Source organism: Chitinophaga rupis, assembly GCF_900109685.1.
Taxonomy (GTDB): Bacteria; Bacteroidota; Bacteroidia; order Chitinophagales; family Chitinophagaceae; genus Chitinophaga; species Chitinophaga rupis.
In genome coordinates this window covers 1-23,348 of sequence record NZ_FOBB01000006.1, presented here as the reverse complement: position 1 = coordinate 23,348, position 23,348 = coordinate 1, and the positions used below count along the sequence as shown (strand labels likewise).

Genomic DNA, 23,348 nt, shown 5'->3' with positions numbered 1-23,348 from the left:
TGCTGGTAAATCGTACGCTTGATTCCGCCAAAGCCTTGCCAAATGACTCCGGCAAAGTGAATTGGTATATTGCAAGAGGCAAAGCAATGGCCCGTTACTTTGACGGCCGGCAGGAAGAAAATGCTTTTTTTCAGGAAGCCATTACCCTGGGACAACGCATCCGCTACCCGCGGGGCTTGGCCAATGTATATAATGAAGTAGGCACCGCCAAAAGGAACCGCTCAGAATACATCCTCGCTAACGACTATCACGAAAAAGCTATTAAGTACGCAGAAGAAACAAAGGACGATCGCCTTATCAGCATATCCCTTAACAATGCAGGCGTGGATAACCGGCGTATGGATCAGCTGCAGAAAGCATTTGATTACCACTTCAGGGCCCTGCAGGCCGCAGAAAGGGCCAATGACGTACGCAGTATTTGCGTGGCCATTAACAGCATTGGCAACATAGAGCTTTCCACCGGAAAATATACAGACGCTATCGGCCACTTTACCAAAGCCCTGGAGCTGGAAGAAAAAAATAACAATGATCTGGGTGTGGCCATTAACCTGGGCAACATTGGATATGCCTACCAGGGCCTGGGCAAAATAGATCTGGCCATTGAATTCTACAAACGCTCCCTGGCAGTGAACCAGAAGCTGAAGAATAATACGGGCATGGCTATATGCTATAACTCCCTGGGCAATGCCTACCAGGAAAAAAAGGATTATGCCCATGCCATGGATGCCCTGCAAAAGGCCCTGGCCGTGAATGATAAGGTGGAGGATAAGATCCACATAACAGAAAGCTACCTGAACATAGGCAAGCTGTTAAGCGAGCAGGGTAAGCATGAAGAAGCCCGCAGGTACATACAACAGTCCCTGGACCTTAGCCTGCACTGGCGCTTTAAATCCATGCTGCTGGAGGTGTATAAAGCCCTGGCCGCAGATTACAAGGCCAGCGGTGATTTTGAACGCTCCCTGGAATTTACAGACAGGTCGCTGTTATATAAGGATAGCATCCTGGATGAAAACGCCGCCATGGCATTGGCCCAAACCCGGGCCATTTATGAAGTGGACCGTAAAGATATCCAGATCAAAGCCCTGGAGCACGATAAACAGCTTAGCGAGCTGCGTACCAAACGTAACATTGTGTACATGTTCTCTACCGCCGGTTTTTTACTGATGCTGGCCGTAGGCGCCTTTTTCTATATCCGCCACCGTAACCTGGAGGCCAATAAGCACACTTTGCAGCTGGAGCTGCGCTCCCTGCGCGCGCAAATGAACCCGCACTTTATCTTTAACTCCTTAAGCTCCATTCACCGGTTTATATGGAGCAACAGCCAGGAGGAAGCCTCAGACTACCTCACCAAGTTCTCCAAGCTAATGCGCATGATCCTGGACAATACACAGCACACCTTCATTTCCCTGAACAAGGAAGTAGAGTCCCTGCGCCTGTACCTTGACCTGGAACGCCTGCGCTGCAACGGTGTATTTGAATACCGCATTAACATAGCAGACGATATTAATGACGATGATGTAATGTTGCCCCCCATGATCATACAACCCTATGTGGAAAATGCCATCTGGCACGGGTTAGTGCATAAATCAGGAAAGGGTATGCTGGACATCAGCATTACCATGCGCAGCGGCCGTACGCTCATTTGCACGGTTACAGACAACGGGATCGGCCGCAAAAGAGCGCTGGAAATAAAGGCCAAAAAAGGGGAAACCCACCGCTCAATGGGCATGCAGGTAACAGAAGGCCGTATAGACCTGATCCGCAAGATCAATAACAGCAGGGATACAAACGTCACTATCACCGACCTGGAATTAGAAGATGGTACACCCGCCGGTACACAAGTAGCTATAACGCTGCCGGTGGAGCATATTTTTTAGTAGAAACTCAAAACCTACAAACCTATAAGCATGAGCGAAATCAAGGCGATCATTGTGGACGATGAGCAGCACTGTATAGATGCATTACAAACCATGTTACAGAAAAAATGCCCGGAGGTAACGGTACTGGGAGGCGTAAACAGCGTGCGGGAAGCCAAGGGCCTGATAGATGAGCTACAGCCGGACCTGGTGTTCCTGGATGTGGAAATGCCCCACCAAAACGGATTTGAGCTGTTAAAGCTGTTTGAAAAGCTGTGGTTCGATGTGATCTTCACCACCGCATTTGAGCAATATGCCTTAAAAGCTATTAAGTTCAATGCCCTGGATTACCTGTTAAAACCCTTTAGCGTACAGGAGCTGCAGGATGCGGTACAGAAGTGCAGGGAAAGAAAGAACAACCGCAGCGCCACTCCCACCTCCTCCCCATTGGAAGTGTTCCTGCAGAACATGAAAACCCTGCATCAGACCCACCGTAAAATAGCCCTGCCTACCATTAATGGCCTGGTGTTTATGCCGGTACAGAACATTGTACGTTGTGAATCTACCGGTAACTATACCAAGATCTTTTTTACAGATAAGAAAAACCTGCTGGTGTCCCGCCCCTTAAAGGAGTTTGAGGAGCTGTTATCGGATGTGGACTTTTTCCGGGTACATAACTCGCACCTGATTAACCTGCAGCAAATGCAGTCCTATATACAGGGAGAAGGGGGCTTTGCCCTTATGACCGATGGTACGCAGGTAGAGGTATCCCGGCGCCGGAAAGCAGAGTTCCTGAAGAGGGCTATGCAGTTTTAGGGCTTCCAGATTTTCACCAATTCACGCCACTTATTTACTATTATCTGCCGGATAATAATTACACGTTGCACGCACTATATGGAACTGGTACATTTGTTTAACGATCACGATCATACTACGATAATACATCGCATAATATAAACTCTTTTTTTCTCTGCATTACTAGCATTGAGTAGCCCCAAAGAAAAAAGGCACCCTCGGGTGTCTTTTTTAATTTAATGTGTATCCTTCACTATTAATTCTTAATTATTCATTAGCTGGTCCGCCAGCTCATCCGCCTTATGTTCCAAACCATAAAACGTCAGCAGTTTCCGGATCACGCCTTCTACCAGCGCATCCGGGCAGGAGGCGCCGCTGGTAAGCATAATGGTGGCCGGCGTTTGTTCCGGTAAAAAGTGCAGGCTGTGTAGCTCCTGCTTATGGTGAAAATCCCAGTGCAGGATCTCTTTTTCAGATAAGATCTTTTCTTCAGAGGAGATAAAGTAGGTAGGCATCTTTTCCTCGCACAGCTCTACCAGGTGTGAGGTGTTGGAGCTGTTATAGCCACCCACCACAATGGCCAGGTCTGCGTTGGTGGCTAACATGCCATTCACCGCGCTCTGGTTATCGTTGGTAGCATAACAAAGGGTATCACGGGTATCGGCAAATCGTTCGCCGGCAGTAGCTTCAGTAAGCTGGTATTGTTGCATAATTATACCCTTAATATAATCGGCAATGGCCTGGGTTTCGGTAGCCAGCATGGTGGTTTGGTTCACTACGCCCACCCGTTGCAGGTCTGTTTCCACGTTAAACCCGGGGGAATACTGGCCCTTGAACAAACCGGCAAAATCTGATGCCGGCCGTTGCCCGGTCATGAACTCGCCCAGTATTCTGGCTTCAGCCATATCATTTACCACAACAGTAGGCGTATTATGCAGGCTGTGGGAAAAGGTGGCCCGGGTTTCTTCGTGTCCCGGCTTACCATGTACAATTACAGTATAGTTCTTTTCACCGATCTGCTCCGCTTTATTCCAAACCCTCTCCACAAAGGGACAGGTGGTATTGTATTGTACGGGGGAAATGCCCAGGCTTGTAAGCTGGGCCTCTATTTCCAGGGTAGTACCAAAAGCAGGGATGATCACAATATCATCCGGTTGCAAAGCTTCCCAGGGTACCAGCTGCTTACCGCTGGTATCCATGATGAACTGTACCCCTTTTTCCAGCAGGTCGCTGTTTACATGGGGGTTATGGATCATCTCACTCAGCAAAAAAATGCGTTTGCCGGGATTTTCCTCTATGGTTTTAAAAGCTATTTCAATGGCGTTCTCCACCCCGTAGCAAAATCCAAAGTGCCGCGCCAGCAATATCTTCAATGCCCCGAAATCCAGCAGGGTAGGGGTAAAGTCCTTCTTCATCCGATCCTGTTGCTTGCGCTTTTGCTTTATAGCGGTGATCAGCGGGCTGCGGTAAATGATGGGAACATTAAACGTCTTCATGTTGCTTCTTAATTAATAATTAAGAATGAATAATTAATAATCACACACACAAGTACTTCCCGTAAAGGAGGTACTTCTATTCATCCTTAATGATGGGGCAAAGGTAATTCATTGCATGGGGAACCAAAAATATAGGGTAATAACGGTATACATCGGGCATCAGCAGCAATACAATATCTCAGCCTGGCCCCGCACCATCAGCCTCCATGATTATTAATTCTTAATTATTCATTATTAATTCTCCGGCCCCGGAGTAGGCAATAGACCATGGACTATGGTCTGTGGACTGCGCGCAGCGCATTACTGCTCCTGACTATGCTTATCCAGCCAGGCCTTTTCCTCAGCGCTTAGGCTCTCGATCCCTCGTTCATTGATCTTGTCCAGCAGCTGGTCTAAGCGCAGCTGTTTGTTCTCCACAATGTTCTTTTTTACCACTTTCAGAGGAGATTTTTTGGGTTTAAAGGAGCGTTTGGTGGTGGACCGGTTACCGCTCCGCAGGTTGGCAATAGCCTCAAAGCACCATATAAAGGGTTGGCCCAGGTCTGTACCGTTCTGCAGCAGCTTAATGTAAATGAAACCCGTAGCAGCACCGCCCACATGGGCCAGTATACCGCCCAGGTTACCCTGCGGAATGGAGATCAGGTCCAGCACTATCACTGCCAGGGCCAGCCATTTCAGCCGCACGCTGCCTATCAGCAGCAGGCCTATTTCGTAATTGGGCATCAGGGTAGCGCAGGCCACCAGCAGGGCCATTACAGAGGCAGAAGCGCCCAGCATGGTAGTATCTGTGCCGGCCGGCAGCAGCAGGTGAAAGCAGAGCATATATACCAGGCCGCCGGTAATACCGCCCAGCAGGTACAGGGGGAGTATGCGTTTATTGCCCAGGAAAGAGCGGAACAGGTTGCCAAACCAGAACAGGTTCAGCATATTGAAGAAAATATGAAAAACGTTCAGGTGCGCAAACATGTAAGTGATCAACCCCCAGGGTTTCCGGAGAAAAACGCCGAGTTCCGAATGCAGCACTATCTGGTTATAGGAAAACATGAACACCAGGTCCGAAACGCCGAAATAGCTTAAGCTTACCAGGCGCAAGAGGCCCAGTACCACAAAGATCGCTATGTTCCAGACCAGCAGATGGTTTACCGCGTTTTCTTGCTTGAGCCAGTAGCGAATATCCGATTGAAAAGAAGTGCCATTCATATCTGAAAATTACTACTTAACGGAGAAATGAAAAATACCCCTTTTTCTACATTTCCTGCATTTTTTTTAGTATCTTTGCCGTCCCAATAAAGGGTTCTGGGCGAAATCCCGGGAAATTTTAAACACAATAAAAGGACAAGTTTTGGAAGAAAACAACATTATTAACGAACAAAACGCTGAACAACAGGCTCCGCAGGCAGCTACTGCCGCAGTAGAAACAGCGACACCAAATGCACCTGTTGCCACCGCTCACGATGATTTCGATTGGAGCGTGGACAAACGGAACGTTTCTTCTTACAACAAAGAAGAAAAAGCTAAGTACGATCAAACGTACGACAGCACCTTCAAGGTAATTGAAGAAAATGGATTGATCAACGGCCTGGTGGTGGGTTTAACCAAAACCGACGTAGTGATCAATATCGGGTTCAAATCCGATGGTCTGATCTCCCTGAATGAGTTCCGCGACATGCAGAACCTGAAAGTAGGAGATGAGATCGAAGTACTGGTAGTAGAAAAAGAAGACCGCAGCGGTAACCTGCACCTGAGCCGTAAACAGGCTCGCCAGCAACGTGCATGGGAACGTATTGTGGAAGTGTACAAAACAGGCGAAGTGGTTACTGGTACCGTTACCAGCAAAACCAAAGGCGGCCTGATCGTAGACGTGTACGGTATGGAAACATTCCTGCCCGGTTCTCAGATCGATGTGAAACCGGTTACCGATTACGACCAGTTTGTAGGCAAAACAATGGAGTTCAAAGTGGTGAAGGTGAACGAAGCCATCCGCAACGCCGTAGTTTCCCACAAAGCGCTTATCGAAAGCGATATCGAGCAGCAAAGAGTGGATATTATCTCCAAACTGGAAAAAGGCCAGGTATTGGAAGGTACTATCAAAAATATCACCGACTTCGGTGCGTTCATCGACCTGGGTGGTCTGGACGGCTTGTTGTACATCACCGACATCAGCTGGGGACGTATCTCTCACCCAAGCGAAATACTGCAGATGGATCAGAAGATCAATGTGGTGGTATTGGACTTCGACGACGAGAAGAAACGTATCAGCTTAGGTTACAAACAACTGACCCCGCATCCGTGGGATACTTTACCCGCACACATCACCGAAGGTGCCAAAGTGAAAGGTAAAGTAGTGAACATTGAAGATTACGGAGCATTCCTGGAAATTCTGCCTGGTGTAGAAGGCCTGGTGCACGTATCTGAGATCTCCTGGGCTTCTACGCCTATCAATGCTAAAGAATTCTTCAAATTAGGCGAAGAGTACGAAGCAGTGGTAGTAACGCTGAGCAAGGACGAGCGCAAAATGAGCCTGTCTATTAAACAGCTCACAGAAGATCCATGGGCTACTATCGAAACCAAATTCCCGCTGGAAAGCCGTCACAAAGGTATCGTGAAGAACATCACTCCTTATGGCGTGTTCGTAGAGCTGGAAACCGGTATCGGCGGTATGATCCACATCTCTGACCTGAGCTGGATCAAACGTTTCAATCACCCGAGCGAATACACGAAAGTAGGTAACGAAATCGAAGTAGTAATTCTGGGTATTGATAAAGATAACCGCAAGCTGAGCCTGGGTCACAAACAGATCGAGGAAGATCCCTGGAACACTTTTGAAACGATCTTCCCGATTGGTTCTCACCATGAAGGTACCGTAGTGAAGAAAGATGAGAAAGGTGCAACTGTACAGCTGCAATACGGCCTGGAAGCTTACGCTCCTGCCCGTCACCTGCGCACGGAAGATGAGAAACCCATCAACGTGGAAGATGTGAAAGAATTCCAGATCATTGAATTCGATCGCAGCGAAAAACGTATCCTGGTATCTCACACCCGCGTTTGGGAAGCTCAGAAAGCAGAAGAGAAAGAAGCCGTTAACAAAGAGAAGAGAGCAGATGCTGACAAAACACGTAAGGCAGTGAAGAACCTTCAGAGCAAGGTAGAAAAAGCTACCCTGGGCGATCTGGGTGCACTGGCCGAACTGAGAGAAAAGCTGAAGCAGAACGAAGGCGGCGAAGAGAAGAAAGGCGAATAATTACGACAAGCTTTAAGCTCACATACCAATCCCCCGGCTTTTAAGTCGGGGGATTTTTTATTTATACGCTCTTCAATTCTCCACAACTACTGCCCACTCCCGGCTGCCAACTATTACACTAGGACACCACAGGATGCCCCTGCTGAAACCCTGCCCTATTTTCATAAGCGGCATTCCACGCATTATTGTTTAAATTTCTACGTTATGGGAAATCAATTGTTCACCCGCAATTGCCCGAAACTATCACAGCAACTATGATACAACAACACTTTTTCCGTGTGTGCTTTACGCTGTGCTTATTGGCTCAGCTGCAAACACATGCACAATCCCTGGCTGTAGTAAACATAAAGGAGCTACGTTGTGAAGCCCGGCAATCGCCGGTAGGTATTGATGTACCGCATCCGGTATTCAGCTGGCAGCTGGAATCCATAGGCCGGGATGTGCAGCAAACGCATTACCGCCTGCTGGTAGCAACATCCGAAGCCCTGCTGGCCGGCACACCCGACCTGTGGGATTCAGGTAAGATACCATCTGCACAAAGCAGCTTTATACCTTATGTCGGCAAGCCTTTGCAAAGCGCTGCCAGCTGTTACTGGAAGGTGGAGGTGTGGACCAATAAGGGAGGCCCGGCCACTGCCGCCGGTGTTTTTACTACCGGCATTATGCAGGCGCAGGAATGGAATAAAGCGCAATGGATAGCTTATGAAAACCTGCCGGATAGCAGTAAAATATACCCCGGTGTGCATGGCAACGGCAATAAGCTGGGCAGCAAAGGCCTGCAGCGCTCCGTTGTGCCATACCTGCGTAAGTCCTTCCTGGTGCAGAAACAGGTGCAGCAGGCGCTGGTATTTGTAAGCGGATTGGGGCAGTATGAGCTGTACCTGAACGGCAATAAGATAGGCAATGATTTTCTTACTCCCGGCTGGACCAATTATAACAAGGTCTGTCTGTACAACAGCTTTGATGTAACCCAGCAATTAAAACCGGAGGAAAATGTAATAGGCGCTATAGTAGGCAATGGTTTCTTTAATGTAAACCGGGAGCGCTACCGCAAGCTGGTAATAGCACAGGGTTATCCTATGCTGCGGGCTAAGCTGGTGATCCGTTATACTGATGGTACCAGCACAGAAATAGTAACCGATAACAGCTGGAAAACAGCGCCTTCGCCAATTACCTTCACCAGCATTTACGGCGGTGAAAGTTATGACGCTACGCTGGAGCAGCAGGGCTGGTGCCGGCCCGGTTTTAAAGATGCCGCCTGGAAGGCCGCCCTGCCCGTACAAAGCCCGGGTGGTGAAATGCGCGCCCAGCGGGAGTATCCCCTGCAGGTAATGGATAGTTTTACAGTACAAGGAACATATACCCCGCAGCCGGGCAGGTACGTGGTGGATTTTGGACAAAATGCTTCCGGCATTATCCGCATAAAAGTAAAAGGGAAAAAGGGCGCAGTAGTACGTATTACGCCCGCTGAGCTGCTGGATGATGAGCACCTGCCTTACCAGAAAGCCAGCGGATCGCCCTACTATTTTTCGTATACCCTTAAAGGTGAGGGCACGGAGGAATGGACGCCCCGTTTTTCCTACTACGGCCTGCGCTACGCCATGGTAGAAGGCGCGGAGCCTGCCGCCACTTACAAAGACGGTGATTCTGCACAGCTGCAGGATATTACCTTTTTACATACCCGCAACAGTGCGCCAACCGTGGGAAGCTTCAGCTGTTCTGATACTTTGTTTAACCGCATATTTGCCCTCATTAACTGGGGCATAAAAAGCAACCTGGCCAGCGTAGCTACCGATTGTCCGCACCGCGAAAAACTGGGCTGGCTGGAACAAACCTATTTGCTGCGCAACTGTGTAGGTTATAACTACGATGTGCTGAACCTCTTTAATAAAACGGTAAATGATATGATGGAAGCACAGCTGCCCGATGGCCTGGTACCGGACATTGCGCCGGAATACGTGGAGTTTGACGGTGGCTTCCGCGACTCACCGGAATGGGGCAGCGCCAGCATACAAATACCCTGGTTCCTGTACACCTGGTATGGCGATAGGCAGGTGCTGGAAAGAGCATATGACATGATGCAGCGTTACATAGCCTACCTGGGCAGCCGTGCGCAAGATCACATCCTGGACTATGGCCTGGGCGATTGGTATGATATGGGACCCAAACACCCCGGCATTGCACAGCTAACACCTTTGGCACTAACGGCTACGGCTATATACTACCAGGATGCAGATGCCATGGCTAAAATAGCTACGGCATTAGGCAAACGCGCAGATGTGAGCCGTTACCGGTCACTGGCAGATAGCATACGGAAAGCATTTAACAAAAAATTCTTTAACCCGGCTACCGGCACTTATTCCACCGGCAGCCAAACCGCTTATGCCATGCCACTATACACCGGTTTGGTGGAGGGGCGTTACCGGCAAAAAGTGTTCAGCAACCTGCAGGATAGCATCCGCAAAGGGAACTACGCATTAACCGCAGGCGATATCGGTTATCATTACCTGGTGAGCGTATTAAGCAATGGCGGCGCATCACAGCTGCTGTATGATATGAATAAGCGGGATGATGTACCGGGATATGCTTTCCAGCTGAAACACGGCGCCACTGCGCTTACAGAAAGCTGGCCTGCGTTGCGCTATGTATCCAATAATCACATGATGCTGGGGCATTTGATGGAATGGTTTTACAACGGCCTGGCAGGCATTCGCCAGGCGCCTGACAGCAAAGGTTTTACGCTGCTGAAAATAGCGCCCATCCCGGTAACAGGTATGGACTGGGTAAAGGCTGGTTTTGAAACATTACATGGCCCGGTGCAGGTGGCCTGGCATAAAGAAGGTAAGAAGTTTGCGCTGGAAGTAACCATACCTGCCAATACGCAGGCCCGGATCATAATGCCGGGTAGTAAAAAGCCGGAACTGATAGGCTCCGGTACTTACAGCTTTACCACGCAGTTGTAACAGGCGTGCAAGGCCTTTTGCTATCAAAATTAAAATTCCCGTTACGAAGAAATATGGTTCGTATAAATGCTATACAACTGCCCTGCAGTAATTATGACGTGTGTGATTATGAATTACGCGGAACGCATAAAGCTTAATGCTGAACGTTGATTGCTTTATGCTTTCAGCTTTATGCTTTCAGCTTATTTAAACAAACGGCGCTAATTCCGCATCTCCGAACGCCAGCAGGGAATCCAGCTTCAGATCTGCCAGCGCATAACGTTTATCGTTACGGTTGTGCGCTTCGGGCACTACCACTACTTTCATGCGGGCTGCCTTGGCAGCTATCATACCGGTAACGGAATCTTCAAACGCCAGGCAGTGCAGGGGATGGCTGTCCAGCGCTTCTGCGCAGGCCAGGTACACCGCGGGGTGAGGTTTGCCATGCGATTCAAATTCCGCAGAGCGGATGGCGTTGAAATAAGGTTTGATCTCCAGGTGATCCAGTGCAGAGTCTATCAGGCGCAGGGGAGAGGAAGAAGCTAATCCCAGCTTGAAACCCTTGGTACGGAAATAATCCAGGATGTAATGCAGGCCCTCCATGGCAGTGCCCTGGGCCAGTATTTTAGAAATAACGGTATCAATGATCTCGGTGGTTACCTGTTCCCGGCTTTTGCCGTTCCATTGGAAATAGTCGTGCCAGTAATCCACTACTTCTACGGTGCGTAAACCAGTGGTTTGGGAAGTGAGCTCAGAGGTCAGCTCCACACCTACTGTTGCAAATACTTCCCGCATTGCCTTGCCCCATAATGGCTCAGAATCTATCAGCAAGCCATCCATATCAAAAATCACCGTATTAACCATATTTTATGCCTTTTTGCGCCGCAAAGATAAAACTAATGCGCTGATCTGCTAATGTGTTAATGTGTAGGGGATTGTTAAAAAAATGGAGTGACAACTAAAAATGTGAATGCATACTGCCGCAAATCTTCACTCATCAATTATCTATCTAAATATTAATCAATACATTAGCACATAGTAAACCCGGTCATCTACCAGCACATCAGCCCTCCGCGCATTCATGCATTCATCATCTGCACATCATCTCCACATTCCGCAATTATCAGGTTGCCCGCCCTCCCCATCTCAGCTACTTTTGCGATATTACAAATGCAAATACAATGGAAATACAAGACAAACTGAATTACGATCGAATTGCCACCGCTATCGATTACCTGTCCGAAAACTTTAAGGAGCAGCCGGACCTGGACGAAGTGGCCGCGCAGGTGCACCTGAGTCCCTTCCATTTCCAGCGCCTGTTCACGGCCTGGGCCGGTGTAAGCCCAAAAAAATTCCTGCAATACTTAACCACCGCTTACCTGAAAGATAAGCTGCAGGCATCTTCCAACCTCATAGAAGCGGCAGAATGGGCCGGCCTGTCCAGCCAGTCGCGGGTATATGACCTGTTTGTGAATATGGAAGCGGTTACGCCTAACGAGTTCCGCAACAGCGGCGCAGGACTTACCATCCAGTACGGGTATCACGATACGCCTTTCGGTAAATGTTTTATAGCTGTTACGCCACGCGGAATCTGCGGGTTAAGCTTTGTAGAGGAAGGGCAGGAGGAAGCTGCCCTGCAGGATCTGAAACAACGCTGGGCCTTTGCCAATATAGAGCCGCACCAGGCCTTTACCGCCGGTTATATGCAGCAGATCTTCCCGGAAGGGGGGATGCCGGGCGGCAAGGTGCACCTGCTGGTGCAGGGTACCAATTTCCAGGTAAAGGTGTGGCAGGCCTTGCTGCAAATACCGCCGGGAGCAGTATCCACTTACCAGCAGATCGCTAAAAGCATTGGCAGCCCGGATGCCTCCCGCGCCGTAGGTACTGCCATTGGCCAAAACCCGGTGGCCTGGCTCATTCCCTGCCATCGCGTTATCAGGCGCGAAGGTATACCCGGCCAATACCACTGGGGCGCCACCCGCAAAAAAGCCCTTATTGGCTGGGAAATGGCACAGATGGAGCCTTCCAACCCATAACCAGCAGTTATTACGCATAATTAATAGTTATCCTTTATGGCCCGCTTTTCACCCCGAAAAGTTTTGTTTATCTGCCCGGGCTGTATATCTTTGTATTAGTCTACTAAAATTATGGGAATATAGGCTATATAAGGAGGCATAGCTATATAACGATAGAAAAAAAGTATTGTATTACAATTACTTATAAAAGCCTCCTTGCATAAGGGAGGCTTTAATTTTAGATACCAGGTTTACGATCCACCACCTCCGCCATAAATCGTAAATCTAAACCGTAAATCGTAAATCAGATCAGTATGCAAAGCTTCAGAACAGAACTGGAAAATCCCGTTGTAGAGAAGGATATCATTGAGCTGGACAAAAAGATAAAATTGTTCAGGGAAGGGCAGATACCGGATGAAAAATTCCGCAGCCTGCGCCTGGCACGCGGCATCTACGGCCAGCGTCAGCCCGGTGTACAAATGATACGCATCAAATTACCCTACGGTAAAATGACGCTGCAACAGTGGGCCCGGATCTCTGACGTATCTGATGAGTACTCCATCAGCAACCTGCACCTCACTACCCGCCAGGATATCCAGATCCACTACGTGAGCCTGGAAAGAACGCCGGAACTGTGGGCACAGCTGGAAAAAGATGATGTGACCATACGCGAAGCCTGCGGTAACACCGTACGTAACGTTACTGCATCTGACAAAGCCGGTATTGATCCGGATGAACCCTTTGATGTAACGCCTTATGCAGATGCCACTTTCCGCTATTTCCTGCGCAACCCCATTTGCCAGGATATGGGCCGTAAGTTCAAGATCGCCTTTTCTTCCAGCGATAAGGATACTGCCTGGGCTTTCATGCATGATGTGGGCGTGATCCCTAAAGTGCAGCAGGTAGATGGTAAAGAGGTACGCGGTTTTAAAGTACTGGTAGGCGGCGGTTTGGGTGCACAACCTTACCTGGCCCACACCGCTTTTGAATTTTTAGAAGCAGATCAGCTGATCCCATATATCGAGAACGTGCTGCGCGTATTTGACCGTTATGGCGAAAGGGCCAGCCGTCACAAGGCCAGGCTGAAATTCCTGATCCAGAAAATAGGTTGGGAAGAGTTTGACCGCCTGGTAAAGGAAGAGCGCAAAGCCCTGAAATCAAAAGTATTTGTGATTGATGGTACCGAAGAAAGAGTAGCGCTGCCGGAAGAAAACGCTGTGCTGCCTGCTTACAGCATCAAAGATCCCAAGCAATACGAAGCCTGGAAAACAACCAACGTATTTGAGCAAAGACAAAAAGGCTTTTTTGCCGCTTATATACGCGTGCCGCTGGGCAACATCAGCACCGGTACTTCCCGTGAATTGATCAAGGCGCTGAAACCCGTTATAGCCAACGATGTACGGGTAACTGCCAACCAGGGCTTGCTGTTAAAATATATTCGTCCTGCACATTTACCTTACGTGTTCAGCGTGCTGGAAGCAGTAGGTTATGCCGCACCGGGTTTTGACAGTATTGCAGATATTACTGCATGTCCCGGTACCGATACCTGTAACCTGGGTATCAGCAGCAGCACCGGTATTGCCGCTAAGCTGGAGCAGGTGATCCACGATGAATTTCCTGACCTGGTATACAACAAGGATATTAAAATAAAGATCAGCGGTTGTATGAACTCCTGCGGCCAGCATGGTATTGCAGCCATTGGTTTTCACGGCAGCTCTTTAAAAAGCGGCGGCAAAACATTACCCGCTTTGCAGGTATTGTTAGGCGGTGGTATTGTAGGTAACGGCGTAGGCCGTGTAGCCGATAAGGTTATAAAGGTACCGAGCAAACGCGGCCCCGATGTACTGCGTTCCCTGCTGAATGATTTTGATGCAAATGGCCAGGAAGATGAGCTGTTCAATGATTATTTCGACCGCCAGGGCGAACGTTATTTTTACGAGCTGCTGAAACCTTTAACAGACCTGACTACCCTGCGGGATGAAGATTTTGTGGATTGGGGTCATGAAGAAAAATACGCAACAGCCATTGGCGTAGGCGAGTGCGCGGGTGTGGTAATAGACCTGGTAGCTACCCTGCTGTTTGAAGCCGAAGAAAAGCTGGCCTGGGGTGCTGATGCGCTGGCTGTAGGTCAGTATTCAGATGGCATTTATCACGCTTACTCCACCTTTGTACAGGGCGCCAAAGCGCTGCTGCTGGGCGAAGGCGTAAGCTGCAATACACAGCACGGTATCATTAATGATTTTGATAAACATTTCGTAGCTACCGGTAAGATCAACATTGAAGGTGGTTTTAAATCACTGGTAATGCAGATCAATGAGCACGAACCGGCTGAAAGCTTTGCCAAACAATACTATCAGCAGGCTGCAGATTTTTACAAACAGGCACAGGCCTACCGTGAAGCAGCTGCTACCGCCGCTGTTCCGGTAACCGCATAATATTAAAAGGTGAGGGGCTTTAAGTCCCTCACCACTACTACAACTGATTTAAAGAGAAGTGTATGCAACCAATAGTTCCAAAATTAACGCTCGTAGGTGCAGGACCTGGTGATCCGGAATTGATCACCGTAAAAGGTTTGAAAGTGATACAGCAGGCAAAGGTGATCCTTTACGATGCGCTGTCTAATAATGAACTGCTGGAACACGCGCCTGCCAACTGCCTGAAACGTTTTGTAGGCAAGCGCGCCGGTATGCATGTATATTCTCAGGATGAGATTAACCGCATGATCGTTAAGTACGCGCTTACTTTTGGCAGCGTAGTACGCCTGAAAGGCGGTGATTCATTTGTATTTGGCCGTGGCCAGGAGGAAATGGCCTTTGCACAGCAGTTTGGTATTGAAACGGAGATAGTGCCGGGCATTTCCAGCGCAGTAGCTGTACCGGGCATTAACAAAATACCTGTTACCGCACGTAATGTAAGCGAAGGTTTTTGGGTGATCACCGGTAATACACAGAACGGCAATCTTGCCCGCGATCTTGAATTTGCCATCCAGGCCAATACAACCGTAGTAATATTAATGGGTATGAGCAAGGTAGCTGAAATAGCCGCTGCTTACGCCGCACAGGGCAAAGGCAGCACACCGGTTGCCATTATCCAGAACGGTACCCTGCCTAACCAGAAAATAGGCGTAGGCACGGTAAACGACCTTGCGCACATAGCTGCCAGCCATGAGCTGCGCAACCCCGCCATTATTATAGTAGGAGAGGTGGTGCGCTTCCACGAAGCGTTCCAGGCCATACAGGAAAAGCTGGCCGCAGAATTAAAAATGGCAGTATAATGTGAACGATTGTCAGCTGAAAGTGAATTAACTTCAGGTCATGGAAGAGAACCATTTGTTTCCCGTATTCTTTAAGCTGAACCGCCTGCACACCCTGGTGGTAGGCGGCGGCAACATAGGCCATGAAAAACTGAATGCCATGCTGCAGAACTGCCCGGATGCCAACATAACTGTGGTGGCAACCTGGTTCTTACCGGAAGTAGAAGCACTGGCGCAGCAACACCATACCATTACCCTTATTCAGAAAGAATTTTCCTGTGGCGATATGATCGGCAAAAACCTGGTAATAGCCGCCACTAACGATAAAGAGCTGAACTATACCATCTGGGAAAAGGCCAAATGCAGCAAGGTGCTCATTAATGTAGCCGATACCCCGGAGCTCTGCGATTTTTACCTGGGCTCTATTGTACAGAAAGGAAACCTCAAAATTGCCATTTCCACCAATGGCAAATCCCCCACGGTGGCCAAACGCCTGAAACAGGTATTACAGGAAGCCATTCCCGATACGCTCGATGAAGTACTGAACAAGCTGCAGGTTATCCGCGACCGCCTGAAAGGCGATTTTACCGAAAAGGTAAAACAGCTGAATAAGATCACCGATGTGCTGGTGCAGGAAAAAGAAAAAGAACAGTAACCTTTCCTTTCATCTCCCTTTATTGCTGGATCCCTTTTTAATAGGTTGTTCCTATACTGGATGGCTATTGTTTAAATATTTTCCGCCCCATTTATTATATGTGTATAATTATAATATAATAGATAGGCTGATAGGTAATCAAATAGGGTATTTGCCAAATAATCATTAAAAGTTATTTATATGATTGTAAATCAATTAATTAAGGTGTAAAATGTCAATTGGTGACCAATTCTAATATTATATTACAATTAAAAATATGTTACTATTTTGATGCTTGAATGGTTAAAAATTCAATTTATCTCTCTATTTTTACAATACAATGGTGAACGGATATTATCAAATAGTAATACTGAAATGTGCGTTCACCAGGGTTACACAAAAGACAAAATCATAAAACCAACCGACGGGAGCAGCGCTACCCGCGCTGTTTCCTTTGTTCTTTCCAAGATTCTTTTATTGCTGTTACAGCAAAAGATAGTAGCGGTCATAGGCGGGGTTCGACTTAACGGGTCCCGGGGTAAGCTAAGGCCATCTAAGATCTTGACCTAGAAACCTATTAGTTGCGAAAAAAGGCTCCGCCTTATGCCGCGCCAAACCCCTGATCTGCCCCATTAAATTATTGTTATTTGCTACGCGCAGATCCATTTATCAACCAGGATTCCCGCTTCCCTATAGTTTACCTTCTACCGGGCCCGAAAGGGGCCCCGGTAAAGGTGTTATAATCGTGTTATGTGTGCGCAACACATCTTAATATTCAGTATATTTATAGTGAACAAGAGTTTTAAGTGCGTATGATTGAAACAACTTTATCGACACAACTAATCAACCCCACCGTAACCTATGTAAAGAAGGAGTTGACCCACGCAGAAGGCGGACACGACTGGTGGCACGTTCAAAGGGTTTGGCAGCTGGCCAGGCATATTGGTTCCAAAGAAAACGTAGATATGCTGGTAGTAGAGCTGGGAGCCCTGCTGCATGACATTGCAGATTCCAAATTTCATAATGGCGATGAAACGGTCGGGCCTGAAAAGGCAAGGGCGTTCCTGCAGTCTATTGATGCGCCGGAATCTGTAACCAAACATGTGGTGTCCATTATTCAGAACATCTCCTTCAAAGGTGGGAACCATCGTCCGGACTTCTGTTCCCCGGAGCTGGCGGTGGTACAGGATGCGGACCGGCTGGATGCTTTGGGTGCTATTGGCATAGCACGTACGTTTAATTATGGCGGCTTTAAGAACCGTCCTATGTACGACCCTTCCGTTACGCCCAACATGACCATGACCAAGGAACAGTACAAACAAAGCCTTGCGCCAACCATCAACCATTTTTACGAAAAGCTGCTGCTGCTGAAAGACCGTATGAATACCAATACGGCCAAAGAAATGGCGGAAGAGCGGCACCGTTTTATGGAGCAGTTCCTGGAACAGTTTTACCGGGAATGGGATGTTGATGTAGCGTAACTGGCAGTAGACAGTTGGCAGTTGCCGGTGAGTAGTTGGCAGTTGCCAGTGGGCAGTTGGCAGCCGTGAGCGGCTGCTGAGCAATTTATTTGGTTAACAAATAATGAGGTAATTCTTTTTTGTTACATCACTAACTTATTTGCTACACTACTACTAATTAATACGACTGATTAATACTACTTTATAACTTAAGTAACTAATTTACTTTGAACTACTCCCTCCTAAAAACTATTTCCTGACTGCCCACTGCCAACTGCCCACTGCCAACTATTTCACTGCTTTCTCAAAGAACAGCGCTTTCAGCTCACCAGCATCCTCCGGTTTCATTTTGCCGCTTAATATCAGGCGCAGCTGCCTTCTCCTGAGCGCGCCATCGTATAATTTTTTCTCTTCTTCGGTATCAGGGATAATAGCAGGTACCGGGCGGGACTTACCATTGGGGTCCAGGGCTACAAAGGTCATAAACGCCTCATTGGATTTATAGCGGTACTGCTGCACAGGATCTTCGCCCCATACACGCATATGCACTTCCATAGAGGTGGTAAAAGCACGGCTTACCCGGGCTTCAATATGTACCACATTGCCTAGCTTGATAGGCGTTTCAAAAGAAATGTTATCCACAGAGGCAGTTACCACCGGCGCGCTGCAATGTTTCATACAGGCCAGGGCCGCAGCAATATCCATCCAGTACATGAGGCGGCCGCCCATTAAATTGCCAAAAGTATTGGTATCGTTTGGTAATACCAGCTCCGTCATCCTGATCACTGAATCCTGGGCATGTTTGGGCGTAATAGTCATATGTTTATAGTTGGTCCATAGTCCATGGTCCATAGTCAATTGCCTATAACGCTCTGCATATCAAACGGGTAAAGGCCATGGACCATCGACTATGGACTATGGACATTCAAACCGCAAACTTAGCAAAATTCCAGGGGCTAATCCACACATTCTGGATAATTAATACAGGTAATCGGGTGGAGGTTGAGGGTTCATAAAAATTTTGTGTTAACTTTGCCTGACCTTCGGAAGTAATTCTACTTGACAGGTACAGATTACACCAAACAAAGTCCGGCGCTTCCTCCTAGGTCAGGGAAATCTTTTCAGAATTTAGTTTTTATGGCAAAATATATCTTCGTTACGGGAGGTGTTACTTCCTCATTGGGAAAAGGAATTATAGCCGCCTCGTTGGCTAAACTATTGCAGGCACGCGGCTTTAGAGTGACTATTCAGAAATTTGATCCGTACATCAACGTGGATCCCGGGACCTTAAACCCTTATGAACACGGGGAATGCTACGTAACCGAAGATGGCGCCGAAACCGACCTGGACCTGGGGCACTACGAGCGTTTCCTGAACACACCTACTTCCCAGGCCAACAATGTTACCACCGGCCGTATTTACCAAACCGTTATTAATAAAGAAAGGGAAGGCGCCTACCTGGGTAAAACCGTGCAGGTGATCCCTCACATCACAGATGAGATCAAACGCCGCATCCTGCTCCTGGGCAAGGACGGTAAATATGATATTGTGATCACGGAGCTGGGCGGTACTGTAGGTGACATTGAATCCCTGCCTTATGTAGAGGCGGTACGTCAGCTGCAGTGGGAGCTGGGCGAAGAAGATTGCCTGGTCATTCACCTCACCCTGATCCCTTACCTGCGCGCAGCTAAAGAATTGAAAACCAAACCCACCCAGCACTCTGTAAGACTGCTGAGCGAGAATGGCGTGCACCCCGATATTATTGTATGCCGCACGGAAGAGCCTATGTACCGCGATCTGAAGAAGAAAATTGCCCTGTTCTGTAACGTGCAGGTAGATGCGGTAATAGAAGCGAACGACGTAGGCACCATTTACGAAGTACCGCTGGAAATGATGCGGGAAAAGCTGGATGTGATCTGCCTTAAAAAGCTGAACCTGCCGGTAGAAAAAGAACCTGAGCTGGTCAAATGGCGCGAGTTCCTGGACCGGCTGAAATACCCTAAAACCAAGGTAACCATTGGTTTGATCGGTAAGTATGTGGAGCTGCAGGATGCCTATAAATCCATCCTGGAATCGTTTATACATGCCGGTTCGGTAAATGAATGTAAAGTAGTGGTGCAGAACCTGCACTCTGAACATATTACACCTGATAATGTGGGCGATAAGCTCCGCAACCTGGACGGCCTGCTGGTAGCACCCGGCTTTGGCCACCGTGGTATAGAAGGTAAGATCACGGCCATCCAGTATGCCCGTGAAAACAACCTGCCTTTCTTTGGTATTTGTTTAGGTATGCAGATGGCCGTGGTAGAATATGCCCGTAACGTGCTGCACTGGACAGATGCCCACTCCACCGAAATGAACCCTGAAACCGCTCACCCGGTAATTGGTTTAATGGAGGCACAGAAGAAGATAACAGCCAAAGGCGGTACCATGCGCCTGGGCGCTTATGCCTGCCAGCTGAAACCCGGCTCCCGTGCAGCCCAGATCTACGGCAGCACGCTTATCAGCGAAAGGCACCGCCACCGCTATGAGTTTAACAGTGAGTTCCAGGAAGATTTTGTGAAAGCAGGCCTGGTAACCTCCGGCCATAACCCGGAAAGCACCCTGGTGGAGATGATAGAGCTGCCGGACCACCCGTTCTTTGTAGGCTGCCAGTTCCACCCGGAGCTGAAAAGCACCGTAGAAAGCCCGGCGCCCCTGTTCGTACACTTTATAGCCGCTGCCAAGCAGTATGCAGAAGGTAAGAACGGCAAGCTTAAAGCTACCGACGAAAAGAAGATCGTTCATCATCCGTAAATAATGTGAAATTAATATGCAGCAGTGCCGGCGGTAATCAATTGATTATCACCGGCACTGCTGCTTTCCACCACCCGCACATTAATTTCATCGTCAGCACATTAGCATATTAGCACATTAGCACATTTTTCACGTACCTTTGCTGCCTAAATTTTAATTGCACTTCGATGGACAGAAACTCGGTCATTGGATTTATACTGCTAGGGGTTTTACTGGTAGGCTACATCGTTTTTAACCAAAAACAACAGACCACCGCCCTCAGGGAAAAAGCCCGGCAGGATTCCATTGCTAACCTGAACAAGCCCAAAACCTTTACAGATACCAGCAGCCAGGCAAGCGGCAAACCCGATTCTGCGCAACTGGCCGGTGAATACGGCGTTTTTGCCAACGCTGCTACTGGTACTGAGCAAAATATAGTGCTGGAAAACAAGGTGGTAAAGATCTCTTTTACCAATAAAGGAGGCCAGCCGGAATCCGTACAGTTAAAAGACTTTAAAAATGCTGCCGGTGGCCCGCTTATGCTGGTAGAAGGCTCTTTTAACCGCTTATCTCTGCAGCTGCCGGTAAACAATCATACCTTAAATACAGCCGACCTGTATTTTACCGGGAGCCAGGTGGAAAAAGCGGCAGATGGTACGCAAACCCTGCGCTACCGCCTTTCCGTAACCAACGCTTCAGAATACCTGGAATATATTTACTCCCTGAAACCTAACGGCTACCTGGTGAATTATACCATTCACGCCGTAGGTATGGAAAAAGCGCTGCCGGCTAACCAGAATACGCTGCAGCTGCAATGGAATAATGAAAACCACATCCAGGAGCACGACATGCAGAATGAGCGCCTGAACAACCAGGTGCACTACAGCAATGTTGATGATAAGCACGATTATTTTACCCTGCAACGTACCAGCCATGAGAAGTTTGATACCAAGCTGCACTGGCTGAGCGTAAAACAGCAGTTCTTTAATACTACCCTGATAGCCGCAGCTAAAGATGCGCCATTTAGCAGCGCCGATGTAAATACCAAGGTGCCGGTAAGCGGTAACATTGTAGGGCAAACCTTTACCACGCTGGATATCCCGTATAACCGCGCACATGATTTCAGCTACCCGGTACAGATCTACTACGGTCCTAACCACTACAAAACGCTGAAGTCTTTTGATATCGGGCTGGAGAACATTATCCCCCTGGGTTCCGGTATCTTCTTTTGGGTGAAGTATGTGAACAAATGGATCATTATCCCTACGTTTAACTTCCTCAGTGGTTTTATCAGCAACTACGGTATTATTATTATACTGCTCACCATCTTCATCCGCCTGCTCATAGCGCCCTTCACCTACCAGAGCTATGTATCCCAGGCTAAAATGAAGGTGCTGAAACCCGAGCTGGATGAGCTGCGCAAAAAGCATGGCGATGACCAGCAGGCTTTTGGTATGGACCAGATGAAGCTGTTCAAAAGCGCCGGTGTGAACCCGCTGGGGGGCTGTTTACCAGCTTTGCTGCAGCTGCCCATCCTGGTGGCCATGTATAGCTTTTTCCCATCTTCTATTGAGCTGCGGCAGGAAAGTTTCCTGTGGGCAAAAGACCTGTCCACCTACGATTCTATCCTGAACTTGCCGTTTGAGATACCTTTTTACGGTAACCACGTAAGCTTGTTCACCCTGCTGATGACGGCTACCAGCCTGGTGCTGGCCTTCTACAACCGTGGCATGGCCGACCAGAGCAACCCGGTAATGAAGTACATGCCGTATATTTTCCCGGTTATGCTGTTAGGCGTATTTAACCGCCTGGCTGCCGGTTTAACGTTCTACTACTTCCTGTCTAACGTGATCAGTATTGCCCTGCAGTGGGTGTTACAAACTTTCGTGATCAACCACGACAAGATCCACGCACGCATCCAGGAAAACAAGAAGAAGCCGGTGTCCAAATCCAAATGGCAGGAGCGTTTGGAGGAAATGCAGAAACGCCAGCAGGGCATGCAGGGACCGCAGCGGAAAAAGTAATTAATAATGAAGAATGAATAATAATAATCGGGGAGGTAATACTTCGGATTATGTAAGATACTAAAGGGAGGCCAGAAGGCTTCCCTTTTTATTTGCGGGTAATATGCAGCTGTAATAGCCCCGGGAGCCTGGTGAGCCTCCCGGGGCTTCTTTTTGCCTGAAGGGACGTGTTGTAAACCAGCAGCAGGATTACGGCAGGTCATTGACAACTTTATACCGGATTATTTAGTGCATGAGTAAACTATCTCCTAAATAAGCCATCCTATATTTATAGGTAAGCCATATGTCACGTCCTGAAAAAGGTTTACACTACAAAAAGTGTAAGACATGCAAAAAACAAACAATTTAGGGCAAAACAGAAAAGGCAAGGGGGGCCGTTCGTTCCAACATTCCCACGCTTTTATGCGCAAAGTAGTAGCAGACTATCTGTTAGGTAGCCAAAGTATGGCAGAGGTAGCGGCTCGCTATAGCGTAAAAGCTAATCAGATAGGCCACTGGAAATCGCTGTTTTCTTCGGAACTTGAGCAACGAACCATCTTACCTACCGTCATGACCGAAGAGGAACAAAAGGAATTGGACGCCCTCAAAAAGCAAAATGAAGCGTTGTTGAAGAAACTGGAATATGCCAATCTGCAGGTGTTCGGGTTGCAGACGATGATAGACATTGCGGAAGAACAGTTTAAAATAGAGATCAGAAAAAAGTCTGGTACCAAACCGTCCACCAAGTGAGGCCTTACTATCCCGAGGTTAACCTAGGAACTCTTTGTGGATTGTTTGGTAAAACCCGGCAAGCCTGGTACAAGCAACAAAAAGCAGATCATCAACAGCACCTGGATGAAGTCATTATTATTAAGCGG

General features: G+C 48.2%; 16 protein-coding genes. 12 read left to right on the top strand and 4 right to left on the bottom strand.

What is annotated here, in order from left to right; translation table 11 throughout:
* Window positions 1–56: 56 nt before the first annotated feature.
* Window positions 57–1,877: a tetratricopeptide repeat-containing sensor histidine kinase gene (locus BMZ54_RS21490; protein WP_162277636.1), complete on the top strand. Its 1,821-nt coding sequence runs from the start codon at window positions 57–59 to the stop codon at window positions 1,875–1,877.
* Between the two features lie 30 nt (window positions 1,878–1,907).
* Window positions 1,908–2,672: a LytR/AlgR family response regulator transcription factor gene (locus tag BMZ54_RS21485; RefSeq protein ID WP_089917201.1), complete on the top strand. Its 765-nt coding sequence runs from the start codon at window positions 1,908–1,910 to the stop codon at window positions 2,670–2,672.
* 242 nt (window positions 2,673–2,914) lie between these two features.
* On the opposite strand, the gene BMZ54_RS21480 is transcribed toward BMZ54_RS21485, so the two are convergent.
* Together BMZ54_RS21480 and BMZ54_RS21475 are read right to left on the bottom strand one after the other, a co-directional pair.
* Entirely contained in the window at window positions 2,915–4,147 is a 1,233-nt protein-coding gene (locus BMZ54_RS21480; RefSeq protein WP_089917197.1) for a 4-hydroxy-3-methylbut-2-enyl diphosphate reductase, read from the bottom strand.
* 300 nt (window positions 4,148–4,447) lie between these two features.
* Window positions 4,448–5,347 carry a rhomboid family intramembrane serine protease gene (locus BMZ54_RS21475; RefSeq protein WP_089917194.1) on the bottom strand — a complete coding sequence of 300 codons (900 nt, stop codon included), beginning with the start codon at window positions 5,345–5,347 and terminating at the stop codon, window positions 4,448–4,450.
* A gap of 142 nt (window positions 5,348–5,489) precedes the next feature.
* On the opposite strand from BMZ54_RS21475, the gene rpsA reads away from it, so the two are divergent.
* Complete coding sequence (gene rpsA / locus BMZ54_RS21470; RefSeq protein ID WP_089917191.1) at window positions 5,490–7,388, top strand: 30S ribosomal protein S1; 1,899 nt, start codon at window positions 5,490–5,492, stop codon at window positions 7,386–7,388.
* 254 nt (window positions 7,389–7,642) lie between these two features.
* Window positions 7,643–10,351, top strand: a complete 2,709-nt coding sequence (locus BMZ54_RS21465; protein ID WP_089917189.1) for an alpha-L-rhamnosidase — start codon at window positions 7,643–7,645, stop codon at window positions 10,349–10,351.
* Between the two features lie 186 nt (window positions 10,352–10,537).
* Here BMZ54_RS21465 and hxpB read toward each other — a convergent pair whose 3' ends face one another.
* Window positions 10,538–11,194 (bottom strand): hexitol phosphatase HxpB, encoded by a 657-nt coding sequence (gene hxpB, locus BMZ54_RS21460; RefSeq protein ID WP_089917188.1) that lies wholly within the window; start codon window positions 11,192–11,194, stop codon window positions 10,538–10,540.
* A 317-nt stretch (window positions 11,195–11,511) separates the two neighbouring features.
* Here hxpB and BMZ54_RS21455 point away from each other — a divergent pair, with 317 nt between their 5' ends.
* The 5 genes from BMZ54_RS21455 (at window position 11,512) to BMZ54_RS21430 (ending at window position 17,713) form a co-directional block, all read left to right on the top strand.
* Entirely contained in the window at window positions 11,512–12,366 is an 855-nt protein-coding gene (locus BMZ54_RS21455) for a bifunctional helix-turn-helix domain-containing protein/methylated-DNA--[protein]-cysteine S-methyltransferase (protein ID WP_089917186.1), read from the top strand.
* A gap of 293 nt (window positions 12,367–12,659) precedes the next feature.
* Entirely contained in the window at window positions 12,660–14,780 is a 2,121-nt protein-coding gene (locus tag BMZ54_RS21450; RefSeq protein ID WP_089917184.1) for a HEPN domain-containing protein, read from the top strand.
* A gap of 62 nt (window positions 14,781–14,842) precedes the next feature.
* Window positions 14,843–15,619, top strand: a complete 777-nt coding sequence (gene cobA, locus BMZ54_RS21445; protein WP_089917181.1) for a uroporphyrinogen-III C-methyltransferase — start codon at window positions 14,843–14,845, stop codon at window positions 15,617–15,619.
* Between the two features lie 40 nt (window positions 15,620–15,659).
* Window positions 15,660–16,253 carry a precorrin-2 dehydrogenase/sirohydrochlorin ferrochelatase family protein gene (locus BMZ54_RS21440; RefSeq protein WP_089917178.1) on the top strand — a complete coding sequence of 198 codons (594 nt, stop codon included), beginning with the start codon at window positions 15,660–15,662 and terminating at the stop codon, window positions 16,251–16,253.
* Window positions 16,254–17,044: 791 nt separating this feature from the next.
* On the top strand, window positions 17,045–17,713 hold the full coding sequence (locus BMZ54_RS21430) for an HD domain-containing protein (protein ID WP_089917172.1): 669 nt from the start codon (window positions 17,045–17,047) through the stop codon (window positions 17,711–17,713).
* Between the two features lie 267 nt (window positions 17,714–17,980).
* Here the strand turns inward: BMZ54_RS21430 and BMZ54_RS21425 are convergent, their stop codons facing one another.
* On the bottom strand, window positions 17,981–18,544 hold the full coding sequence (locus tag BMZ54_RS21425) for an acyl-CoA thioesterase (RefSeq protein ID WP_238386642.1): 564 nt from the start codon (window positions 18,542–18,544) through the stop codon (window positions 17,981–17,983).
* 285 nt (window positions 18,545–18,829) lie between these two features.
* Between BMZ54_RS21425 and BMZ54_RS21420 the strand changes: the two genes are divergently transcribed.
* The 3 genes from BMZ54_RS21420 (at window position 18,830) to BMZ54_RS21410 (ending at window position 23,220) form a co-directional block, all read left to right on the top strand.
* Entirely contained in the window at window positions 18,830–20,488 is a 1,659-nt protein-coding gene (locus BMZ54_RS21420; protein ID WP_089917168.1) for a CTP synthase, read from the top strand.
* Between the two features lie 167 nt (window positions 20,489–20,655).
* The gene (yidC, locus tag BMZ54_RS21415; RefSeq protein ID WP_089917165.1) at window positions 20,656–22,491 is read left to right on the top strand and encodes a membrane protein insertase YidC; all 1,836 of its coding nucleotides are present in this window, start codon (window positions 20,656–20,658) and stop codon (window positions 22,489–22,491) included.
* A gap of 327 nt (window positions 22,492–22,818) precedes the next feature.
* On the top strand, window positions 22,819–23,220 hold the full coding sequence (locus BMZ54_RS21410) for a transposase (protein ID WP_089917162.1): 402 nt from the start codon (window positions 22,819–22,821) through the stop codon (window positions 23,218–23,220).
* Window positions 23,221–23,348 lie beyond the last annotated feature (128 nt).

What these genes read in the sequence shown, in the direction of transcription:
- cobA (WP_089917181.1), top strand. Translation starts at nt 14,843, where the DNA reads ATGCAACCAATAGTTCCAAAATTAACGCTCGTAGGTGCAGGACCTGGT.
- BMZ54_RS21475 (WP_089917194.1), bottom strand. Translation starts at nt 5,347, where the DNA reads ATGAATGGCACTTCTTTTCAATCGGATATTCGCTACTGGCTCAAGCAA.
- BMZ54_RS21450 (WP_089917184.1), top strand. Translation starts at nt 12,660, where the DNA reads ATGCAAAGCTTCAGAACAGAACTGGAAAATCCCGTTGTAGAGAAGGAT.
- yidC (WP_089917165.1), top strand. Translation starts at nt 20,656, where the DNA reads ATGGACAGAAACTCGGTCATTGGATTTATACTGCTAGGGGTTTTACTG.
- BMZ54_RS21465 (WP_089917189.1), top strand. Translation starts at nt 7,643, where the DNA reads ATGATACAACAACACTTTTTCCGTGTGTGCTTTACGCTGTGCTTATTG.
- BMZ54_RS21455 (WP_089917186.1), top strand. Translation starts at nt 11,512, where the DNA reads ATGGAAATACAAGACAAACTGAATTACGATCGAATTGCCACCGCTATC.
- BMZ54_RS21440 (WP_089917178.1), top strand. Translation starts at nt 15,660, where the DNA reads ATGGAAGAGAACCATTTGTTTCCCGTATTCTTTAAGCTGAACCGCCTG.
- BMZ54_RS21480 (WP_089917197.1), bottom strand. Translation starts at nt 4,147, where the DNA reads ATGAAGACGTTTAATGTTCCCATCATTTACCGCAGCCCGCTGATCACC.
- hxpB (WP_089917188.1), bottom strand. Translation starts at nt 11,194, where the DNA reads ATGGTTAATACGGTGATTTTTGATATGGATGGCTTGCTGATAGATTCT.
- BMZ54_RS21485 (WP_089917201.1), top strand. Translation starts at nt 1,908, where the DNA reads ATGAGCGAAATCAAGGCGATCATTGTGGACGATGAGCAGCACTGTATA.
- BMZ54_RS21425 (WP_238386642.1), bottom strand. Translation starts at nt 18,544, where the DNA reads ATGGACCATGGACTATGGACCAACTATAAACATATGACTATTACGCCC.
- BMZ54_RS21430 (WP_089917172.1), top strand. Translation starts at nt 17,045, where the DNA reads ATGATTGAAACAACTTTATCGACACAACTAATCAACCCCACCGTAACC.
- BMZ54_RS21410 (WP_089917162.1), top strand. Translation starts at nt 22,819, where the DNA reads ATGCAAAAAACAAACAATTTAGGGCAAAACAGAAAAGGCAAGGGGGGC.
- BMZ54_RS21420 (WP_089917168.1), top strand. Translation starts at nt 18,830, where the DNA reads ATGGCAAAATATATCTTCGTTACGGGAGGTGTTACTTCCTCATTGGGA.